Raw genomic sequence first — 18,807 nt, 5'->3', positions numbered from 1 at the left:
TCGCTGTTCGAGGAGCATGGTTTCCGGGATATCAAGATCTCGGTGAAGCACAACGATCCGGTGGTGATGGTCAATGCCTACCGTCAGCTCGCGGCTCAGTGTGACTATCCGTTGCATCTGGGGGTGACGGAGGCGGGTCCGGCGTTCCAGGGGACGATCAAGTCGGCGGTGGCGTTCGGTGCGCTGCTGAGTGAGGGGATCGGGGACACGATCCGGGTCTCGCTGTCGGCGCCTCCGGCCGAGGAGGTCAAGGTCGGGATCCAGATTCTGGAGTCGTTGAATCTGCGGCAGCGGCGGTTGGAGATCGTCTCGTGTCCGTCGTGTGGGCGGGCGCAGGTGGATGTGTACAAGCTGGCGGATGAGGTGACGGCCGGTCTGGAGGGCATGGAGGTTCCGCTGCGCGTGGCGGTCATGGGGTGTGTGGTGAACGGCCCCGGTGAGGCGCGTGAGGCGGATCTGGGTGTCGCTTCGGGCAATGGCAAGGGGCAGATCTTCGTCAAGGGCGAGGTCATCAAGACGGTGCCGGAGTCGAAGATCGTGGAGACCCTGATCGACGAGGCCATGAAGATCGCCGAGCAGATGGAGAAGGACGGCATCGCCTCCGGCGAACCCCAGGTCTCCATTAGCTGATTTTTTCGAGGCTTGGTTCGCCTTCGGGCGCTTCGGGCGCAGCATTCTTCCCGGCGGGGGCAGCCTGCCCAGCGGTGGCCGGAGGCGACCGAAGCGCCCCGGAGGCGAACCGAGCCCTCGAAAAACCCCCTTCTGGACCTGCGCGATAGAGTCTGGAGAATTGACGTCCCCGGCCCGCAGGCCCGCACCACGTGAGGCAGACCGACACGTGCTGACCACGTCCACCACCAGGGTCCTCGAGCCCCATGAGCTCGACGCGGCCCTCGCGGTGCTCAACCGCGACCCCGTCTCGAACGCCTTCGTGGCCGCCCGCGTCCAGGTCGCCGGACTGGATCCGTGGCGGCTCGGCGGCGAGATGTGGGGCTGGTACTCCGGCGGACGGCTGGAGTCGCTCTGCTACGCCGGAGCCAACCTGGTGCCCATCTGCGCCACCCCCGAGGCCGTGCGCGGCTTCGCCGAGCGTGCCCGCCGGGCCGGCCGCCGCTGCTCCTCGATCGTCGGCCCCGCCGAGACCACCGCCGGGCTGTGGTCCCTGCTTGAGCCAAGCTGGGGCCCGGCTCGTGAGGTCCGCGCCCGGCAGCCGCTGATGGTCACCAACGCGATGCCCGCCGACGTCCCGCCCGATCCGCTGGTGCGCCGTGTCCGTCAGGACGAGATGGACGTGATCATGCCGGCGTGCGTGGCGATGTTCACCGAGGAGGTCGGCGTCTCGCCGCTCGCGGGCGACGGCGGGCTGCTCTACCAGGCGCGGGTCGCCGAGCTCGTCACCGCCGGGCGCTCCTTCGCCCGGGTCGAGAACGGCCGGGTGGTGTTCAAGGCCGAGATCGGCGCGGCCACCCCGCACGCCTGTCAGATCCAGGGCGTATGGGTCGCCCCCGAGTACCGCGGCCGCGGCCTCTCCGAGACCGGGATGGCGGCCGTGCTGCGCTATGCGCTGGGCGAGGTCGCCCCCGTGGCGAGCCTGTACGTCAACGACTTCAACACCGCGGCCCGCGCCGCGTACCGCCGGGTCGGCTTCCGGGAAGTCGGCGCGTTCATGAGTGTGCTGTTCTGATCGACGGCCAAGTAGGGTGCCGCCCATGCTGCATCTTGCCGGGGGGCGCACCCCGGAACCCGAAGACGTCGTCGTCGGGTCGCTCGACCTCGCCGCACGCGTGGACGAAGCGCTCGCCGTTCAGGCCGTCGCCTTCGGGCTGACGGGCGAAGAGATCGGCGTACGACGCCACATCGTGCTGCGCCATCTCAAGAGCCCCGGCGCCCACGCGCTCGGCGCGACCACCCCCTCCGGCCGGCTCGTCGGCTTCGTCTACGGCATGCCCAATAACCGCACCCACTGGTGGTCCACGGTCGTCCAGCCGTATCTGCGCGCGGCCGGGCAGGACGACTGGCTGGACGACTCGTTCGTCATCACCGAGCTGCACGTCCACCCCGACTTCCAGGACCGCGGCATCGGCCGAGAGCTGATCACGACGATCACGGACGGCGCCGACCAGCCGCGCTCGATCCTCTCCGCCATCGACACCGAGAGCCCGGCCCGCGCGCTCTACCACTCACTGGGCTACCGCGACCTCGCCCGCCCCGTGCTCTTCCCGAGCGCCCCGAGCCCGTACGCCGTGATGGGAGCCCCCCTGCCGCTGCGCCGCCGCTAGGCACCGTCCGTGCCTTACGCATTTCCGGGAAACCGACCGGTGCGGCTAACCTCCTGAACATCCCATCGCACGCAGGAGAGACCCCATGGCCCACGCCGTCAACGTCCAGCGCTTGTCCACGACAATGCTGAAGACGCTGCGCGAAGACCCGGCGGACGCCGAGACCGCCAGCCACAAGCTGCTCGTCCGCGCCGGCTACGTCCGCCGCGCCGCCGCGGGCATCTGGACCTGGCTGCCGATCGGCAAGAAGGTCCTGGAGAACGTCTCGCGGATCGTCCGCGAGGAGATGGACGCCATCGGCGCCCAGGAGGTCCTCCTGCCCGCGCTGCTGCCCCGTGAGCCGTACGAGGTGAGTGGCCGCTGGGACGAGTACGGCGATCTGCTCTTCCGGATCAAGGACCGTAAGGGCGCCGACTACCTCCTCGGCCCGACCCACGAGGAGATCTTCACCCTGACGGTCAAGGACCAGTGCACGTCCTACAAGGACCTGCCGGTCATGCTCTACCAGATCCAGACCAAGTACCGGGACGAGGCCCGCCCCCGCTCGGGCGTGCTGCGCGGGCGCGAGTTCCTGATGAAGGACTCGTACTCCTTCGACACCACCGACGAGGGCCTCGCCGAGTCCTACCGGCTGCACCGCGAGGCGTACCAGCGGATCTTCCAGCGCCTCGGCCTGGACTACCGCATCGTCTCCGCGGTCTCCGGCGCGATGGGCGGCTCGGCCTCCGAGGAGTTCCTGGCCCCGGCGGCGGCCGGCGAGGACACCTTCGTCGACTGCCCGAACTGCGACTACGCCGCGAACACCGAGGCGGTCACGGTGGCCGTATCGCCGGTCGAGGGCGCCGAGCACGGGCCCCTGGAGGAGCTGGACACCCCCGACACCCCGACCATCGAGACCCTCGCCGACTACCTCGGCGTCCCGGCCTCCGCCACCCTGAAGAACCTCCTGGTCAAGGTCGACGGCGAGATCACCGCGGTGGGCGTCCCCGGCGACCGCGAGGTGGACCTGGGCAAGCTGGGCGAGCACCTCGCCCCCGCCGTCGTCGAGCTCGTCACGGCCGAGGACTTCGAGGGCCGCCCCGAGCTGGTGCGCGGCTACGTCGGCCCGCAGGGCCTGGCGGGCAAGTCCCTGCGCTACATCGCCGACCCGCGCATCGCCCCCGGCACCGCCTGGGTGACCGGCGCCAACAAGCCCGACACCCACGCGCGCAATGTGGTCTGCGGCCGTGACTTCGAGGTCGACGACTACCTCGACGTCGTCGTGGTCGAGCCGGGCGACCCCTGCCCCCGCTGCGGTACGGGCATCGAGCTGGACCGGGCGATCGAGATCGGCCACATCTTCCAGCTCGGCCGCAAGTACGCCGACGCCTTCCAGCTCGATGTGCTCGGCCAGAACGGCAAGCCCGCGCGGGTCACGATGGGCTCGTACGGCGTCGGCGTCTCCCGAGCCGTCGCCGCGCTCGCCGAGCAGACCCACGACGAGTCGGGCCTCTGCTGGCCCCGCGAGGTGGCCCCGGCCGATGTCCACATCGTCGCGGCGGGCAAGGCCCTCCAGACCGAGCTGGCGCTCGACATCGCCGAGAAGCTGGGCACGGCGGGTGTGCGCGTCATGGTCGACGACCGCGCAGGCGTCTCCCCGGGCGTGAAGTTCACCGACGCCGAGCTGATCGGCGTCCCGACCATCCTGGTCGTGGGCCGTGGCGCCAAGGACGGCGTCGTCGAGCTGAAGGACCGCCGTACGGGTGAGCGCGAGGAGCTGCCGATCGACGAGGCGATCTCTCGCCTCACCGCCACCGCCTGACGGACGGACCCGCACCGGCCGGGCCCGCACCGGACGATCCGGGATCCCCGGTTCCCGCGCTTCCACGCCCGGGAGCCGGGGATCCCGCGTGCTGGGTGCTTCGGCCCCCAGTTACGGAAGCCGCCACCGGCGCTCGTCCCCACCGGCCCGGCGGACCGGCGGTCGGCGACGCGGCTCGGCACCCCCTGCTCCGCTGCTCGATTGCGCCGCAGGCGCGAGACGAAAGCCGCACTCGGCAAGGGGGTTGGAGGCGGAGCCACCGTTACAGCCAGGCCCCGTTACAGCCAGCCCGCGAACTCCAGCAGCAGCTCCGCGCGGCGGCGGTCGCCCGCGGCGGCGTGGCGCAGGCCCGTCTCGACGGCGCGGTAGAAGGACCAGCCCCGCAGCCGGTCGCGGTCGACCTCCAGGGCGTCCGCCAGCTTGCCGACCCGGCGGCGCGCGGCCGCGGCGGGGCCGGGGCCGGCGGCCAGGTCCTCGCAGCGGTCGAGCACCAGCCGCGCCAGGTCGTACGCGCGCTCGCCCACGACCGGCGCCGGGCCCACCGCGAGCCAGGGCGTGCGCTCCCCGGCCAGCACCTTCCCCTGCCGGAAGTCGCCGTGCAGCAGCACCTCCTCGGGCGGCTCGGCGGGCAGTGCCTCCCGCAGCTCCAGGGCCTCGTCGGTCAGCGGGCGGGCATCCGCCGCCCAGCTCCCGGCGCCGAGCGTCCGCAGGGTTTCGCGCTCCTTCTCCGTACGCCCGGTGACCGACGCGAAGGGATGTCCCTCGGGCGGCGCCACCCACAGCCGCCGCACCGTGCCCGCCGCCTCCAGCACCGCCTTCGCCTCGGGCAGCGAGCGCAGCGACACCGTGCTGCGCAGCCGCTCGAGCAGCAGCGCACCGGTGTCCGGGTCGGCGCGCAGCAGCCGGGCCGCGCCCCAGCCGTCCCAGTGCGCGAGGGCGGCCCGCTCATGGTCGGCGTCCGGGCCGGGGACCGGGAACTTCAGCGCCGCCGGGGTGTCGTCCGCCTGCCGTACGAGCGCGACGAGTCCGCGGCGCCCGCCGGGCGCCGACACCCGCTCCAGGGTCAGCTCCCATGCCGCGAGCTGCCGCTCGACCGTCTCGGGCAGGGCGTCGAGCCAGCTCCGCACGGCGCTCGCCGGGCTGTCGCTCAGCGCGTCCAGGAGCCGCTTCGGCACATGGACGCGGGCCGTATCGCGGCCGCCGGGCTGTGGTGCCGATGCCATTCCTGAGCTGTCCCCTCCACCATCAATGACTTCACAGACCCCATCGGTCTCACACCCCGTCCGCCCCACCGCTGGGCGATGCCGACGGAGTGGCCGGTGCGGCGCGTTCGGTGAGTCCAGGGAAGGCTACGCCGCCGCCCCGCCAGCGCACGGCCCGGACCGCCGCCTCCCGCAGCGCGCCCGCCGCCTGGCGGCGCAGGGAGCCGGTCGAGGCCCGGACGAGGTCGGCGTAGACGGCGGCGACCCGGTTCTCCAGCTCGGCCGCGAGCCGCACCGCCGCGGGCGCGTCCGGCACCGCGAAGGGCAGGGCGTAGGCGGGCGCCGCGGCCTCGGGGTCGCCGCCGAGGTCGCGCACGGTGCGGGCGAGGTCGTCCCGGCGCGCGCGGTGCGCGGCGTAGCCTTCGCGCGCCTCCGCGAGCCGGTCGTCGCCGATCCGCCCGCCGACGACGCCGTATCCGTACACCGCGGCGTGCTCGGCGGCGAGCGCGGCCTGTGCGGCCCTGAGCGCCGCGGCCCGTTCGCCGACGGCCGATCGGCCTGCTCGAGAGGCCATGTCAGTACCCCTTCCCGGTGGTCCCGAGCGTGATCACGAATCCGTGTCGCGCTGCGTGAGGAGATACACGTGGGCGGCGCCGCAGGCCGCGACGGAGGCGAGCAGCCGGGCCAGCTCGGGCGGCGCGGTGGCGAGCGCGGCGGTGCGGGTGTCGGCGGTCCGGCGCTCGGCCTGGGCGAGGGCGGAGAGGGCCTGTTTCTCGTCCTCGGGCACCTTCGGCACCCGCTGCCCGCCCGCGGAGGGCGAGCGCGACGCGGTCGCGGAGGGGGAGGCGGACCGGTCCTTGGTGGTGAAGACCGCGGCATGCCGGGCCGTCTCCTCCCGCAGCGGCGCCAGCCGCTCCGCGAGGTCGGGATGCGCGTCCACGGTCGCGTCGTAGCGCGCGAGGAGTGCGGTGGAGTCCCGCGCGCCCCGCGCCCGCAGCAGGGCGACGGCCGCCTCGCCGCCCGCGTCGCGCCGGGGCTCGGCATCGTCGGAACAGCCGCTCAGCAGCGCGACCGCCCCCAGCGCTCCGCAGCCCAGCAGCAGACTCCGCCGCCGGGGCACCGCGGCGGCGTCCGCCGAGGACTCGGCGGACGCCGGGGAGGCCGAAGACATCGCGTCGGATGCGGGTGTGGGAGGAGGTGGGGGAGTCGTGATCGACACGTTCCTCTTTCCGGGCTGCGGCCGCTCCCGGCCGCCGGTAGTGATCACAGCAGGCGAGCGTACCCGCGCCGAGCCCGTCTGCCCGGCAGCGGCCACCGAATCGTCAGCCCGCCGCCGGAACAGATAGGCTTTGACCTGACACGCGACCTTCCCACAACAGCACACGCGGCCGAGGAGTCACCCGGATGAGCACGACCCAGAGCGAGAGGCTGCGCGGACTGCTGGAACCGCTCGTCAGCGCGCGAGATCTGGATCTGGAAGAGGTCGAGGTGACACCGGCTGGGCGGCGGCGTGTGCTGAGAGTGGTCGTGGATTCCGACGACGGCGTCCAGCTGGACACGTGTGCGGAGCTGAGCCGGGACATCTCCCAGACCCTCGACGACACGGACGCGATGGGCCAGGTCCCGTATGTCCTCGAGGTCACCTCTCCCGGCGCCGAGCGCCCTCTGACCGAGCCGCGCCACTACCGCCGCGCCACCGGCCGCCTCATGCGAGCGCGGCTCACCGACGACGGCGAGCTGGTCGCCCGGATCGTCTCGGTGGACGACGAGGGGCTCGATCTGGAGGTCCCCGGTGTGAAGGGGCGCAAGCCCACCGCCAGACGGCTTGCCTTCGAGGAGATCTCCAAGGCCCGCGTGGAGATCGAGTTCAACCGCAAGCCCGACGAGAAGACCGCGGGCGAGGACGACGAGAGCAAAGAGGAGGCGTAGCCGTGGACATCGACATGAGTGCCCTGCGGGGTCTGGTGCGAGAGAAGGAGATCTCCTTCGACCTGCTGGTCGAGGCGATCGAATCGGCGCTCCTCATCGCCTACCACCGCACCGATGGAAGCCGTCGCCGCGCCCGGGTGGAGCTGAACCGCGACACCGGCCATGTGACCGTATGGGCCCGTGAGGACGCCGAGGATCTGGAGGAGGGGCAGGAGCCCCGCGAGTTCGACGACACCCCCTCCGGCTTCGGCCGGATCGCCGCGACGACCGCGAAGCAGGTCATCCTGCAGCGGCTGCGGGACGCCGAGGAGGAGATCACCTTCGGCGAGTACGCGGGGCGGGAGGGCGATGTCGTCGCCGGCGTCGTCCAGCAGGGCAAGGACCCCAAGAACGTGCTGGTGGACATCGGCCGTCTCGAGGCGATCCTGCCCGTGCAGGAGCAGGTCCCGGGCGAGGACTACGCGCACGGCACCCGGCTGCGTACGTACGTCGTACGAGTCGTCAAGGGCGTGCGCGGCCCGTCGGTGACTCTTTCGCGTACGCATCCCAATCTGGTCAAGAAGCTCTTCGCGCTCGAGGTGCCGGAGATCGCGGACGGTTCGGTGGAGATCGCGGCGATCGCCCGCGAGGCGGGCCACCGCACCAAGATCGCGGTCCGGTCGACCCGTTCGGGGCTGAACGCCAAGGGCGCGTGCATCGGCCCGATGGGCGGCCGGGTGCGCAGCGTGATGGCCGAGCTGCACGGCGAGAAAATCGACATCGTCGACTGGTCGGACGACCCCGCTGACCTGGTGGCGAACGCGCTGTCACCCGCGCGGGTGAGTAAGGTCGAGGTGGTCGATCTGGCGGCCCGCTCGGCCCGGGTCACCGTGCCCGACTATCAGCTGTCCCTCGCCATCGGCAAGGAGGGGCAGAACGCCCGGCTGGCGGCCCGGCTGACCGGCTGGCGGATCGACATCCGGCCGGACACCGAGCAGTCGGGTGATCAAGGCTGATTCAGGCCGGATCCCGCGGGACCCGGCCTGAAATCGAGTGACGATTCGATCACTCCCCCCAAGGGGTGAGGTCGGTACGGGGAGGTAGACTTAAGCAGTGTCTGGCCGCACGCGAGCTGGTGCCTGCCCTGAGCGAACCTGTGTGGGATGCCGGGATCGGGCGGCCAAGAACGATCTGCTGCGCATCGTGCTGGTCGAGGGTGTTTGTGTCCCCGACCGGCGCGGTACGCTCCCCGGTCGGGGTGCTTATGTTCACCCCACACGGGTCTGCCTTGACCTGGCGGTTCGCCGCCGGGCCTTTTCCCGGGCCTTCAGGGGGCCGGGGGCGCTCGACACCACGGCGCTCCGCCGGTTTGTCGAGAAGGGTGAGCAGGCGACACCCTGAGTAAGTAGTTGGAAGAGAACGGCACGGGACACCGTGCGGTCAGGTACCTCGCGAGTCGGAAGTAGGTCGAGATTGCGATGAGCACTCGATGAGTACGCGATGAGTACGCCCATGAAGTAGCGACGGTCCGGCGACAACCCGGACCTAAAAGGAGCGAAGTGGCTAAGGTCCGGGTATACGAACTCGCCAAGGAGTTCGGAGTTGAGAGCAAGGTCGTCATGGCCAAGCTCCAAGAACTCGGTGAATTTGTACGTTCGGCGTCCTCGACGATCGAGGCGCCGGTTGTGCGCAAGTTGACTGACGCATTCCAGGGTGGCAACGGCTCCGGCCGTGCCGCCGGTAAGCCTTCGGCGCCGCGCAAGGCGACGCCCAAGCCGCCGACCCCCGGTCCGGCGGCTGCGGCCCGTCCGGCCGCCCCCAAGCCCCCGACGGCGCCCGGCCCCAAGCCGGCTGCCGAGGGCCAGCGCGGCACCCCCGGTGCGGCGCCCACTCCGGGTGCGGCGCCCACTCCGGGTGCGGCGCCCGCGCCGGGCCCGCGTCCCGCGCCCGCCGCCCGTCCGGCGGCCCCCGGCCCCAAGCCGGGCCCCGCGCCGGCGGCTCCGGCGCAGCCCGAGTTCACCGCGCCGCCGGCGGCACCGAGCCCCCCCAGCCCCAAGCCCGCCGCGGCCAAGCCGGGCGCGTCCGCCAAGCCGGGTGCCACGCCCGGTCCGCGCCCCGGCGCCCGTCCGGGTGCACCGGGCCAGGGCCAGGGCCAGGGCGGCCAGGGTCAGGGCGGCCAGGGTCAGGGTGGCCAGGGCGGTGGCCGTGGCGGTCCGCGTCCGGGTGGTCAGGAGCGTCCGCGTCCGGGTGGTCCCCGTCCGGCCGGTCCCCGTCCCGGTAACAACCCCTTCACCTCCGGTGGCTCCACCGGTATGGCGCGCCCGCAGGCGCCCCGTCCCGGCGGCGCCCCGCGTCCCGGCGGTCAGCCCGGCGGCGGCCCGCGTCCGCAGGGCGGCGGCCAGGGTGGTCCCGGCCGTGGCCAGGGCGGTCCCGGCGGTCCCCGTCCCACTCCGGGCCAGATGCCCCGTCCGCAGGGCGCCCAGGGTGGCGGCCCGCGTCCGGGTCCCGGCGGCGCCCGCCCGAACCCGGGCATGATGCCGCAGCGTCCGGCTGCCGGCCCGCGTCCGGGCCCCGGCGGTGGCGGCGGCGGTCGCGGTCCCGGCGGCGGCGGTCGTCCCGGCGGTGCCGGCGGCGGTCGTCCCGGTGGCGGCGGCGGTTTCGCCGGTCGTCCCGGCGGTCCCGGTGGCGGTCGTCCCGGTGGCGGCGGCGGTTTCGCCGGTCGTCCGGGCGGTCCCGGTGGTGGCGGCGGCTTCGGTGGCGGCGGTGGCCGTCCCGGCTTCGGCGGTCGTCCGGGTGGTCCCGGTGGCCGTGGTGGCACGCAGGGTGCGTTCGGCCGTCCCGGCGGTCCGGCGCGTCGTGGCCGTAAGTCGAAGCGGCAGAGGCGCCAGGAGTACGAGGCCATGCAGGCCCCGTCCGTCGGCGGTGTGATGCTGCCGCGCGGCAACGGCCAGACGGTCCGGCTGTCGCGGGGTGCCTCGCTCACCGACTTCGCGGAGAAGATCAACGCCAACCCGGCGTCGCTGGTCGCCGTGATGCTCAACCTCGGCGAGATGGTCACCGCGACGCAGTCCGTCTCCGACGAGACGCTGCAGCTCCTCGCCGACGAGATGAACTACAACGTCGAGATCGTCAGCCCGGAGGAGGAGGACCGCGAGCTTCTCGAGTCCTTCGACATCGAGTTCGGCGAGAACGAGGGCGGCGAGGAGATGCTCGTCGCGCGTCCGCCGGTGGTGACCGTCATGGGTCACGTCGACCACGGTAAGACGCGACTGCTGGACGCGATCCGCAAGACGAACGTCATCGCGGGCGAGGCCGGCGGCATCACCCAGCACATCGGTGCCTACCAGGTCTCGACCGAGGTCAACGACGAAGAGCGCAGGATCACCTTCATCGACACCCCGGGTCACGAGGCGTTCACCGCCATGCGTGCCCGTGGTGCCAAGTCGACCGACATCGCGATCCTCGTGGTGGCGGCCAACGACGGTGTGATGCCGCAGACGATCGAGGCGCTGAACCACGCCAAGGCAGCCGATGTGCCGATCGTGGTCGCGGTCAACAAGATCGACGTCGAGGGCGCGGACCCGACCAAGGTGCGCGGTCAGCTGACCGAGTACGGCCTGGTGGCCGAGGAGTACGGCGGCGAGACCATGTTCGTCGACATCTCCGCCAAGCAGGGGCTGCACATCGACGACCTGCTTGAGGCCGTCGTCCTGACCGCGGACGCCTCGCTCGACCTGCGCGCCAACGCGGAGCAGGACGCGCAGGGCATCGCGATCGAGGCGCACCTCGACCGTGGCCGCGGCGCCGTGGCCACCGTGCTGGTCCAGCGCGGCACCCTGCGGGTCGGCGACACGATGGTCGCGGGCGACGCCTACGGCCGCGTCCGGGCGATGCTCGACGACAACGGGAACGCGCTGGAGGAGGCCGGCCCGGCGACCCCGGTCCTGGTGCTCGGTCTGACCAACGTGCCCGGTGCGGGCGACAACTTCCTCGTCGTCGACGAGGACCGCACCGCCCGCCAGATCGCCGAGAAGCGTGCCGCCCGTGAGCGGAACGCGGCGTTCGCCAAGCGCACCCGCCGGGTCTCCCTGGAGGACCTGGACAAGGTGCTCAAGGCCGGTCAGGTCCAGCAGCTCAACCTCATCATCAAGGGCGACGCGTCCGGTTCGGTGGAGGCACTCGAGTCCTCGCTGCTCCAGCTCGACGTCGGCGAAGAGGTCGACCTGCGCGTCCTGCACCGCGGTGTGGGTGCGGTCACCGAGACCGACATCGACCTGGCGACCGGCTCCGACGCCATCGTCATCGGCTTCAACGTGCGCGCCGATGGGCGTGCCACGCAGATGGCCGAGCGCGAGGGCGTGGACGTCCGGTACTACTCGGTCATCTACCAGGTGATCGAGGAGATCGAGGCGGCCCTGAAGGGCATGCTGAAGCCGGAGTACGAAGAGGTCGAGCTCGGTACGGCGGAGATCCGCGAGGTCTTCCGCTCGTCCAAGCTGGGCAACATCGCCGGTGTGCTCATCCGCTCCGGCGAGGTCAAGCGGAACACCAAGGCCCGCCTCGTCCGCGACGGCAAGGTCATCGCGGAGAACCTCAACATCGAGGGCCTGCGCCGCTTCAAGGACGACGTCACCGAGATTCGCGAAGGCTTCGAGGGCGGTATCAACCTCGGCAGCTACAACGACATCAAGATCGACGACGTCATCGCGACGTACGAGATGCGCGAGAAGCCGCGCGGCTGACAAGCGGCTGTCCTACCGGGGCCGGTCGGCGGAGAAATTTCCGTCGATCGGCCCCGGCCCTTGCGTGTACGGTGCGAGATGCCCGCATTCACAAAGGCCCCACGGGTGGCTTGACCCGGACCGCATGTATGTAGGGACGTTGTCCTTTGATCTGCTTCTCGGCGACGTACGGTCGTTGAAGGAGAAGCGCTCCGTCGTCCGCCCGATCGTCGCCGAGCTGCACCGCAAATTCGCGGTGAGCGTGGCGGAGGTCGGGGACCAGGACCTCTACCGCAGGGCCCAGATCGCCCTGGCGATGGTCTCCGGGGACGCGGGCCATCTCACGGACGTGCTCGACCGCTGCGAGCGGCTGGTGGCGGCGCGGCCGGAGGTGGAGCTGTTGTCGGTGCGACGGCGGTTCCACGGTGGCGATGATGTATGAGGGCCGGATCGGCGGTGGCAGACCGCCCCGGCCATCGATGACTGACGCGAAGAAGAGAGAAGAAGACGCATGAGCGACACCGCGCGGGCACGCAAGCTGGCGGACCGCATCCGGGTCGTGGTCGCGGAGACTCTGCAGCGGCGGATCAAGGACCCGCGGCTGGGCTATGTGACCATCACCGACACCCGGATCACCGGTGATCTGCGGGAGGCGACCGTCTTCTACACGGTCTTCGGCGACGACGAGGAGCGGGCGGCCTCCGCCGCGGCCCTGGAGAGCGCCAAGGGTGTGCTGCGGTCGGAGGTCGGACGCCAGACGGGGGTGCGCTTCACCCCGACCCTGACGTTCGTCCCGGACGCACTGCCGGAGAACGCCCGCACCATCGACGACCTGCTCGCCAAGGCCAGGGAGGCGGACGCCCAGGTGCGCGAGGCGTCCTCGGGCGCCAGCTACGCCGGCGACGCCGATCCGTACCGCAAGCCGGGCGAGGACGAGGACGACGAGGAGCCCGGCACGGACGACGGGGAGCCCGGCGCGGACGGCAACGGGCCGGGCACGGACGGCAAGGGTTCATCGGACGCATGACGCGCAAGGGCAGGGCCGCTTCCGGGGCACCGGACGGCCTGGTGATCGTCGACAAGCCGGCCGGTTTCACCTCGCACGACGTCGTCGCCAAGATGCGCCGCTTCGCCGGCACCCGGCGGGTCGGCCACGCCGGGACGCTGGACCCGATGGCCACGGGCGTGCTCGTGGTCGGCGTGGAGAAGGCGACCCGGCTGCTGGGTCATCTGGCGCTGACCGAGAAGGAGTACCGGGCCACCATCCGGCTCGGCCAGGCCACGGTCACCGATGACGCGGAGGGCGAGATCACCGCATCGGACGGCGCCGCCGGGGTCGAGCCGGGCGCCGTCGAGTCCGGGATCGAGGAGTTGACCGGGGACATCCAGCAGGTCCCCTCGAAGGTCAGCGCCATCAAGATCGACGGCAAGCGCTCCTACGCACGGGCGCGGGAGGGCGAGGAGTTCGCGATCCCGGCGCGGCCGGTGACCGTCTCCTCCTTCGTCCTCCACGACCGCCGCGAGGCCAAGGCGGAGGACGGCACCACCGTCCTCGACCTGGACGTCACGGTGGTGTGCTCCTCCGGCACCTACATCCGGGCGCTGGCGCGCGACCTGGGCGCCGGACTCGGCGCCGGCGGCCATCTGACGGCCCTGCGCCGGACCCGGGTCGGCCCGTACGGACTGGAGGCGGCCAGGACGCTGGAGAGCCTGGAGGAGTCGCTGGAGATCATGCCCATCGCCGAGGCGGCGGCCGCCGCCTTCCCGCGCTGGGACGTGGACGATCACCAGGCCCGGCTGCTGGGCAACGGCGTGCGGATCGACATGCCCTCGGGGGAGGGGGCGCTGGATCCGAGTTCGGGTCCGGGGCCGGGGCCGGTCGCGGTCTTCGGGCCGGAGGGGCGTTTTCTGGCCCTCGTGGAGGAGTCGAAGGGCAAGGCGAAGAGCCTGGCCGTCTTCGTATGAGGCCATCGGGCCGCGTCGGGGCCAGGGCGCCGCGGTGTGTCGTGACTGACTCCGTGCTGCGTTGCGAGCGCCCGGACCGGCCGCCTACGGTGGCTTTCCGGCCGGTCCGGGCGCTCGTGGAGACCACCGATGCGAGGCGGGCGACCGGGACATGGCAGTCTTAGACCTGCGAAGTCGACAGACAAAGGTTCGGGCGAGGAGCGGGCAAAGTGCAGCGCTGGCGTGGCTTGGAGGACATCCCTGAGGGCTGGGGGCGCAGCGTCGTCACCATCGGTTCCTACGACGGGGTGCACCGAGGGCACCAGCTGATCATCGGCCGTGCCGTGGCACGGGCGCGTGAGCTGGGCGTACCGGCGGTCGTGGTCACCTTCGACCCCCATCCGAGCGAGGTCGTGCGGCCCGGCAGCCATCCGCCGCTGCTGGCCACGCATCAGCGGCGCGCGGAGTTGATGGCCGGGCTGGGCGTGGACGCGGTGCTGGTCCTGCCGTTCACGGCGGAGTTCTCCCGGCTCACCCCCGCCGACTTCGTCGTGAAGGTGCTGGTCGACAAGTTGCACGCACGGGTCGTGGTGGAGGGCCCCAACTTCCGCTTCGGCCACAAGGCCGCCGGGAACGTCGCCTTCCTGCGTGAGCTCGGCACCACCTACGACTACGAGGTCGAGGTCATCGACCTGTACGAGCGCGGTGAGGCGGGCGGCGGCGAGCCGTTCTCCTCCACGCTGGTGCGCCGGCTGGTCGCCGAGGGCGATGTCGCGGGCGCGATGGAGGTCCTCGGCCGGCCGCACCGGGTCGAGGGCGTGGTGGTGCGCGGTGCGCAGCGCGGCCGTGAACTGGGCTTTCCGACGGCCAACCTGGAGACTCCGCCGCACACCGCGATCCCGGCCGACGGCGTCTACGCCGGGTGGCTGACGGCGCGGGACGAGGCGATGCCCGCGGCGATCTCGGTCGGCACCAATCCGCAGTTCGACGGGACCGAGCGGACGGTCGAGGCGTATGCGATCGACCGGGTCGGACTGGATCTGTACGGTCTCCATGTCGAGGTCGACTTCCTGGCCTATCTGCGGGGCCAGGAGAAGTTCGACTCGATCGAGGCGCTGCTGGAGCGCATGGCGGCCGATGTGAAGCGGGCCCGTGAACTCGTCGAGGAGCACGGCAGCAGCCGCTGAGGCGGTGTGCGGTGTGCGGTGTGCCCGTGAGGTACGCCGTGTGGTGAACGTGGATGCGCCCCGTGGGCCCGGTGATCCGGGCCCACGGGGCGCATCGCTTCCGCTTGCTGCTGTAGCCCCTTGCTACTGCTGCGGCCCAGGGGGCTGCTGTTGCCTAGGGCTGCTCCGGTTGCCCGGGCTGGACCTGCTGCCACGGCTGGCCGGGCTGCGGCTGCTGCCCCTGCCCGTAGGACTGCTGCCAGCCTTGCTGGCCGCCCTGCTGACCGCCTTGCTGCGGGTATCCGGGGTACTGCGGCTGCTGCCCCTGCTGAGGCGCGTAGGCGCCCGGATAGGGCTGCTGGCCGGGGTAGGGCTGCTGGGCCTGTCCGGGCATCGGCGGGGCCACCTGCGGCGGCTGAGCCCCGCCGTCGCCCGTCCACAGCCCCTGCTGCTGCTGGGCGCGGGTGAAGTCCTCCGCGACCATGGCCGAGAGGTTGAAGTACGCCTCACGGGTCTTGGGCCGCATCATGTCCAGGTCCACCTCGGCGCCCGCCGACAGATGCTCGTCGAACGGCACGACGATCACCCCGCGGCAGCGGGTCTCGAAGTGGGACACGATGTCCTCGACCTTGATCATCTTCCCGGTCTCCCGGACTCCGGAGATCACGGTGATGCTCCGCGAGACCAGATCCGCGTAGCCGTGCGCGGACAGCCAGTCGAGGGTGGTGCTGGCGCTGCTCGCACCGTCCACGGAGGGCGTGGAGATGATGATCAGCTGGTCGGCGAGGTCGAGGACGCCGCGCATGGCGCTGTAGAGCAGACCCGTGCCCGAGTCGGTGAGGATGATCGGGTACTGCTTGCCCAGGACGTCGATGACGCTGCGGTAGTCGTCGTCGTTGAACGTCGTCGAGACCGCCGGGTCCACGTCGTTGGCGAGGATCTCCAGTCCCGACGGCGCCTGTGAGGTGAACCGCCGGATGTCCATGTAGCTGTTGAGATACGGGATCGCGGTGACCAGGTCGCGAATGGTCGCCCCGGTCTCCCGCCGCACGCGCCGGCCGAGGGTGCCCGCGTCCGGGTTGGCGTCGATCGCGATGACCTTGTCCTGGCGCTCGATGGCCAGGGTCGAGCCGAGCGCGGTGGTCGTCGTGGTCTTGCCGACACCGCCCTTGAGGCTGATCACCGCGATGCGGTAGCAGGAGAGCACCGGCGTACGGATCAGCTCCAGCTTGCGCTGCCGCTCCGCCTCCTCCTTCTTGCCACCGATCTTGAAGCGGGAGGGGCCGGGGGTGTTCTTCTTCGGCTTCTGCTTGCCCTTGATCAGCCGGTCCGAGGAGAGCTCGACCGCGGCGGTGTACCCGAGCGGCGCCCCCGCGCTTCCGCCCTGGCGCCGCTGGTCGGGCGTGACCGTCGGCCAGCCGCCGGTACGGGGATCGGCCGGGGCCGCCGGGGTGGCCGGGGCGGCTGGTGCGGCGTGGGCGTCGGGACGCGGATAGCCGTAGCCGTCCTGCGCCTGCCCCTGCGGCCCGGGCCCGGGAACGCCGTCGCCGGGACGCGGGAAGCCGTAGCCGCCCTGGGCACCCGGACCTTGCTGCCCCGGGAACTGCTGGCCGGGGGGCTGCTGGCCCTGGGCGGGGTCGGTCGGCGCGTACGGTGCGGGCTGACCGGGCTGGCCGGGCTGGCCCGGGTACATCGGCTGCCCGGGCTGTCCCGGCTGTCCGAGGTGGTCGGCCTGCCCCGGCTGGGGCGTGGGATAGGGCGGCTGGTGGTACTGACCCTGCTGGTCCGGGGCGGGCGGCTGCGGGAAGCCGTAGCCGCCCGGGACGGGCATCGGCCCTTGGCCCTGGCCTTGTACGTGACCGGCCGGGCCGGGTGCGGGCTGGCCCCCGGGTTGCGGATAGCCGTAGTGGGGGCCCTGCGGAGCCGGGGGACCCTGGGGACCGGGTCCCGGCACGGCCGTGCCGGGCTGCTGATAACCGCCCTGCGGACCAGGCTCGTTGGCCGCCGGGGGCTGTGCCCCCTGGGCCTGATCCGGCAGCGGGGCCGGACCGGGCTGGCCGGGGATCGCACCCGGAGCGCCCTCACCGGGACGCGGATAGCCGTATCCGCCCTGCGGCCCGGGCCCAGGCGGCGCGGCGGCGGGCTGACCGGGCTGACCCTGCGTCTGAGGCGGGGGAGGCGCCCAGGAGGTGTCCTGGGGCGGGAGCGGCACGCCGGCGCCAGGGGTGGCAGGCCCGTCCGTCCGCTGCTCCGGAACCGGAGCGGGACCCGGAGCCGGAGTGGCGGTCTCGGGCGCGGCGGGTTGGAAGTCCGGCGGCAGGGGCGGCAGCCCCGACTGCGGAACGGGCGGCGGAGCCCAGGTGGCGGCGGGCTGCTCGGAGGAGGGCGTGCTCGGTGGCACGGCGTCCTCGGGGATCGCGTCCTGAGGCTCGGCGGTCGCCTGCCTCAGCTCCTCCATCTCACGCCGCAGCTCGGCCGTGGAGAAGCGCAGCGTGCCCTCGCTGCGCACATCGTCGTCGGTACGGTCGTCGGTGTCCGCGAAGCCGGAATCGTCAGCGGAATCGGACGCAAGACCAGAACCGGAACCGGAAGAAGAGCCAGAACCGGACCCAGACCCGGCCTCGGCGGCCTCGGAGTCCTCACTCCGCCTCTCGGCCACCTCGCGCCGCAGCGCGGCGGTGGAGAACCGCACGGTGGAGTGGCTGACCACATCGCCGTTGTCGCTCTCATCGGAGCCGGACTCGGGCTCGGGCGCGGACTCGGAGACGTCGTCCCGTGGGGCCGCGGCGGGTGCCAGGTTGAAGTCGTCATCGACGGGAGCGGAAGCGGTGAAGGGAGCCGGCGCGGGAGCCGCGGCAGAGAACTCCGCCTCGACATCGGAAGCCCCGACGGAAGATTCTCGGGGCGCGGGTTCGGACTCGGCGTTGTCCGACGCGGCACCACCCGTCACGGCGTCAGCCGCGGGCACACTGCCCCAATCCGGCTCGGAGTCGGGCAAAGGCGGCATGCGGATGCCCGCGTCCGACCCTTCCGCCTCCGCTCCAGACCGTGCCTCGTCCTCCCTCCGCGCGGGGACCTCCTCCACCTCGGAGGCGTCCGAAGCGGCATCGGCGGAGGGCGGCGCGGTCGGCGACGGCCAAGCACCCGGAAAGCCGCTCGGCTCCGGCGCCCCCGGCACGGACACAGGATTACCCGTGGGCGGCGGAGGCGGCGGACTCGGCGCTCCCGCACCGGTGCCCGTCCCGATTCCTCCGGAACCGCCGGTCGACGCGGGGGCCGTGGAGGCCGGCGAGGACGACGACGAAGCGTTCTGCGTGTACCAGGCGGGCGGGGTGTAGTCGATGGTGAACTCGCCCGTGTGCTCGGTCTCCGCGTCGGACCGATCATCGCCGGGTGTGTTTCCGCCCGTGCGGATCTCGTCCCGATCGCTACTCACAATGCCTCCTGGTGTGGTCGAACACCCTTGAAAATCTTGGCGAGGCCGATCTGTTGCCGATCGCTACTGTCGTCCGACCGTTCGGCTTTCCCCTTTTGTGACGCCGGGGATCCCTGAACAGGTTCTCCACCGGGTACCCCAAGACTAATCACCATGAGCGCCACGCGGGCAGGCCTGTCCGCGCACTCAAGGCAGTCCGAGACCTCACCGTGCCTTACGGCGGTACGTACCCGGCAACCACGGGGGGAAGTCCAAGCGTCCGGTGGTACAAAGAATCCCCGCTCGAATGCCGTTGCACAGTGGGACCTGCGACCACGTCGCCCCTTTCCGGCCGGTGCCGCCGACCGGAT

At 72.0% G+C, this 18,807-nt stretch carries 16 protein-coding genes; 12 read left to right on the top strand and 4 right to left on the bottom strand.

Annotation, left to right across the window (positions count from 1 at the left end):
• The 4 genes from J5X86_RS44250 to J5X86_RS44235 form a co-directional block, all read left to right on the top strand.
• Positions 1 to 630, top strand: a 630-nt coding sequence (locus J5X86_RS44250) for a flavodoxin-dependent (E)-4-hydroxy-3-methylbut-2-enyl-diphosphate synthase (RefSeq protein WP_208522271.1), incomplete at its 5' end; no start/stop codon positions are given.
• A 208-nt stretch (positions 631 to 838) separates the two neighbouring features.
• Entirely contained in the window at positions 839 to 1,684 is an 846-nt protein-coding gene (locus J5X86_RS44245; RefSeq protein WP_208522270.1) for a GNAT family N-acetyltransferase, read from the top strand.
• A gap of 25 nt (positions 1,685 to 1,709) precedes the next feature.
• A complete protein-coding gene (locus J5X86_RS44240; protein WP_208522269.1) occupies positions 1,710 to 2,279 on the top strand; it encodes a GNAT family N-acetyltransferase in 570 nt (189 codons plus the stop codon).
• 85 nt (positions 2,280 to 2,364) lie between these two features.
• Positions 2,365 to 4,080 (top strand): proline--tRNA ligase, encoded by a 1,716-nt coding sequence (locus J5X86_RS44235; RefSeq protein WP_208522268.1) that lies wholly within the window; start codon positions 2,365 to 2,367, stop codon positions 4,078 to 4,080.
• A 278-nt stretch (positions 4,081 to 4,358) separates the two neighbouring features.
• Here J5X86_RS44235 and J5X86_RS44230 read toward each other — a convergent pair whose 3' ends face one another.
• The 3 genes from J5X86_RS44230 to J5X86_RS44220 are packed head-to-tail and all read right to left on the bottom strand — an operon-like array spanning position 4,359 to position 6,453.
• Entirely contained in the window at positions 4,359 to 5,303 is a 945-nt protein-coding gene (locus tag J5X86_RS44230) for an aminoglycoside phosphotransferase family protein (protein WP_208522267.1), read from the bottom strand.
• Between the two features lie 49 nt (positions 5,304 to 5,352).
• On the bottom strand, positions 5,353 to 5,856 hold the full coding sequence (locus J5X86_RS44225) for a ferritin-like domain-containing protein (RefSeq protein ID WP_208522266.1): 504 nt from the start codon (positions 5,854 to 5,856) through the stop codon (positions 5,353 to 5,355).
• A gap of 33 nt (positions 5,857 to 5,889) precedes the next feature.
• Positions 5,890 to 6,453 carry a hypothetical protein gene (locus tag J5X86_RS44220; RefSeq protein WP_208522265.1) on the bottom strand — a complete coding sequence of 188 codons (564 nt, stop codon included), beginning with the start codon at positions 6,451 to 6,453 and terminating at the stop codon, positions 5,890 to 5,892.
• 233 nt (positions 6,454 to 6,686) lie between these two features.
• Between J5X86_RS44220 and rimP the strand changes: the two genes are divergently transcribed.
• The 8 genes from rimP to J5X86_RS44180 all read left to right on the top strand — a co-directional run bounded on the left by rimP (position 6,687) and on the right by J5X86_RS44180 (position 15,042).
• Entirely contained in the window at positions 6,687 to 7,211 is a 525-nt protein-coding gene (rimP, locus tag J5X86_RS44215) for a ribosome maturation factor RimP (protein ID WP_208522264.1), read from the top strand.
• A gap of 2 nt (positions 7,212 to 7,213) precedes the next feature.
• Positions 7,214 to 8,206, top strand: coding sequence for a transcription termination factor NusA (gene nusA, locus J5X86_RS44210; RefSeq protein WP_078644072.1), 993 nt, complete (start codon positions 7,214 to 7,216; stop codon positions 8,204 to 8,206).
• 97 nt (positions 8,207 to 8,303) lie between these two features.
• On the top strand, positions 8,304 to 8,591 hold the full coding sequence (locus J5X86_RS44205; RefSeq protein ID WP_078644074.1) for a YlxR family protein: 288 nt from the start codon (positions 8,304 to 8,306) through the stop codon (positions 8,589 to 8,591).
• Between the two features lie 158 nt (positions 8,592 to 8,749).
• Entirely contained in the window at positions 8,750 to 11,932 is a 3,183-nt protein-coding gene (gene infB / locus J5X86_RS52680; RefSeq protein ID WP_208522263.1) for a translation initiation factor IF-2, read from the top strand.
• A 124-nt stretch (positions 11,933 to 12,056) separates the two neighbouring features.
• Positions 12,057 to 12,353, top strand: coding sequence for a DUF503 domain-containing protein (locus J5X86_RS44195; protein ID WP_208522262.1), 297 nt, complete (start codon positions 12,057 to 12,059; stop codon positions 12,351 to 12,353).
• 69 nt (positions 12,354 to 12,422) lie between these two features.
• Positions 12,423 to 12,938, top strand: a complete 516-nt coding sequence (gene rbfA / locus J5X86_RS44190; RefSeq protein ID WP_208522261.1) for a 30S ribosome-binding factor RbfA — start codon at positions 12,423 to 12,425, stop codon at positions 12,936 to 12,938.
• On the top strand, positions 12,935 to 13,876 hold the full coding sequence (gene truB, locus J5X86_RS44185; RefSeq protein ID WP_208522260.1) for a tRNA pseudouridine(55) synthase TruB: 942 nt from the start codon (positions 12,935 to 12,937) through the stop codon (positions 13,874 to 13,876). Before rbfA ends, truB begins: the two co-directional genes overlap by 4 nt.
• 209 nt (positions 13,877 to 14,085) lie before the next feature.
• Entirely contained in the window at positions 14,086 to 15,042 is a 957-nt protein-coding gene (locus tag J5X86_RS44180) for a bifunctional riboflavin kinase/FAD synthetase (RefSeq protein ID WP_208522259.1), read from the top strand.
• Between the two features lie 154 nt (positions 15,043 to 15,196).
• Here the strand turns inward: J5X86_RS44180 and J5X86_RS44175 are convergent, their stop codons facing one another.
• A complete protein-coding gene (locus J5X86_RS44175; protein WP_208522258.1) occupies positions 15,197 to 18,457 on the bottom strand; it encodes an SCO5717 family growth-regulating ATPase in 3,261 nt (1,086 codons plus the stop codon).
• Positions 18,458 to 18,807 lie beyond the last annotated feature (350 nt).

Source organism: Streptomyces sp. NEAU-YJ-81 (assembly GCF_017592595.1).
In the GTDB taxonomy this organism is placed as follows: domain Bacteria; phylum Actinomycetota; class Actinomycetes; order Streptomycetales; family Streptomycetaceae; genus Streptomyces; species Streptomyces hygroscopicus_B.
This window is presented reverse-complemented; position numbering and strand designations above follow the sequence as displayed.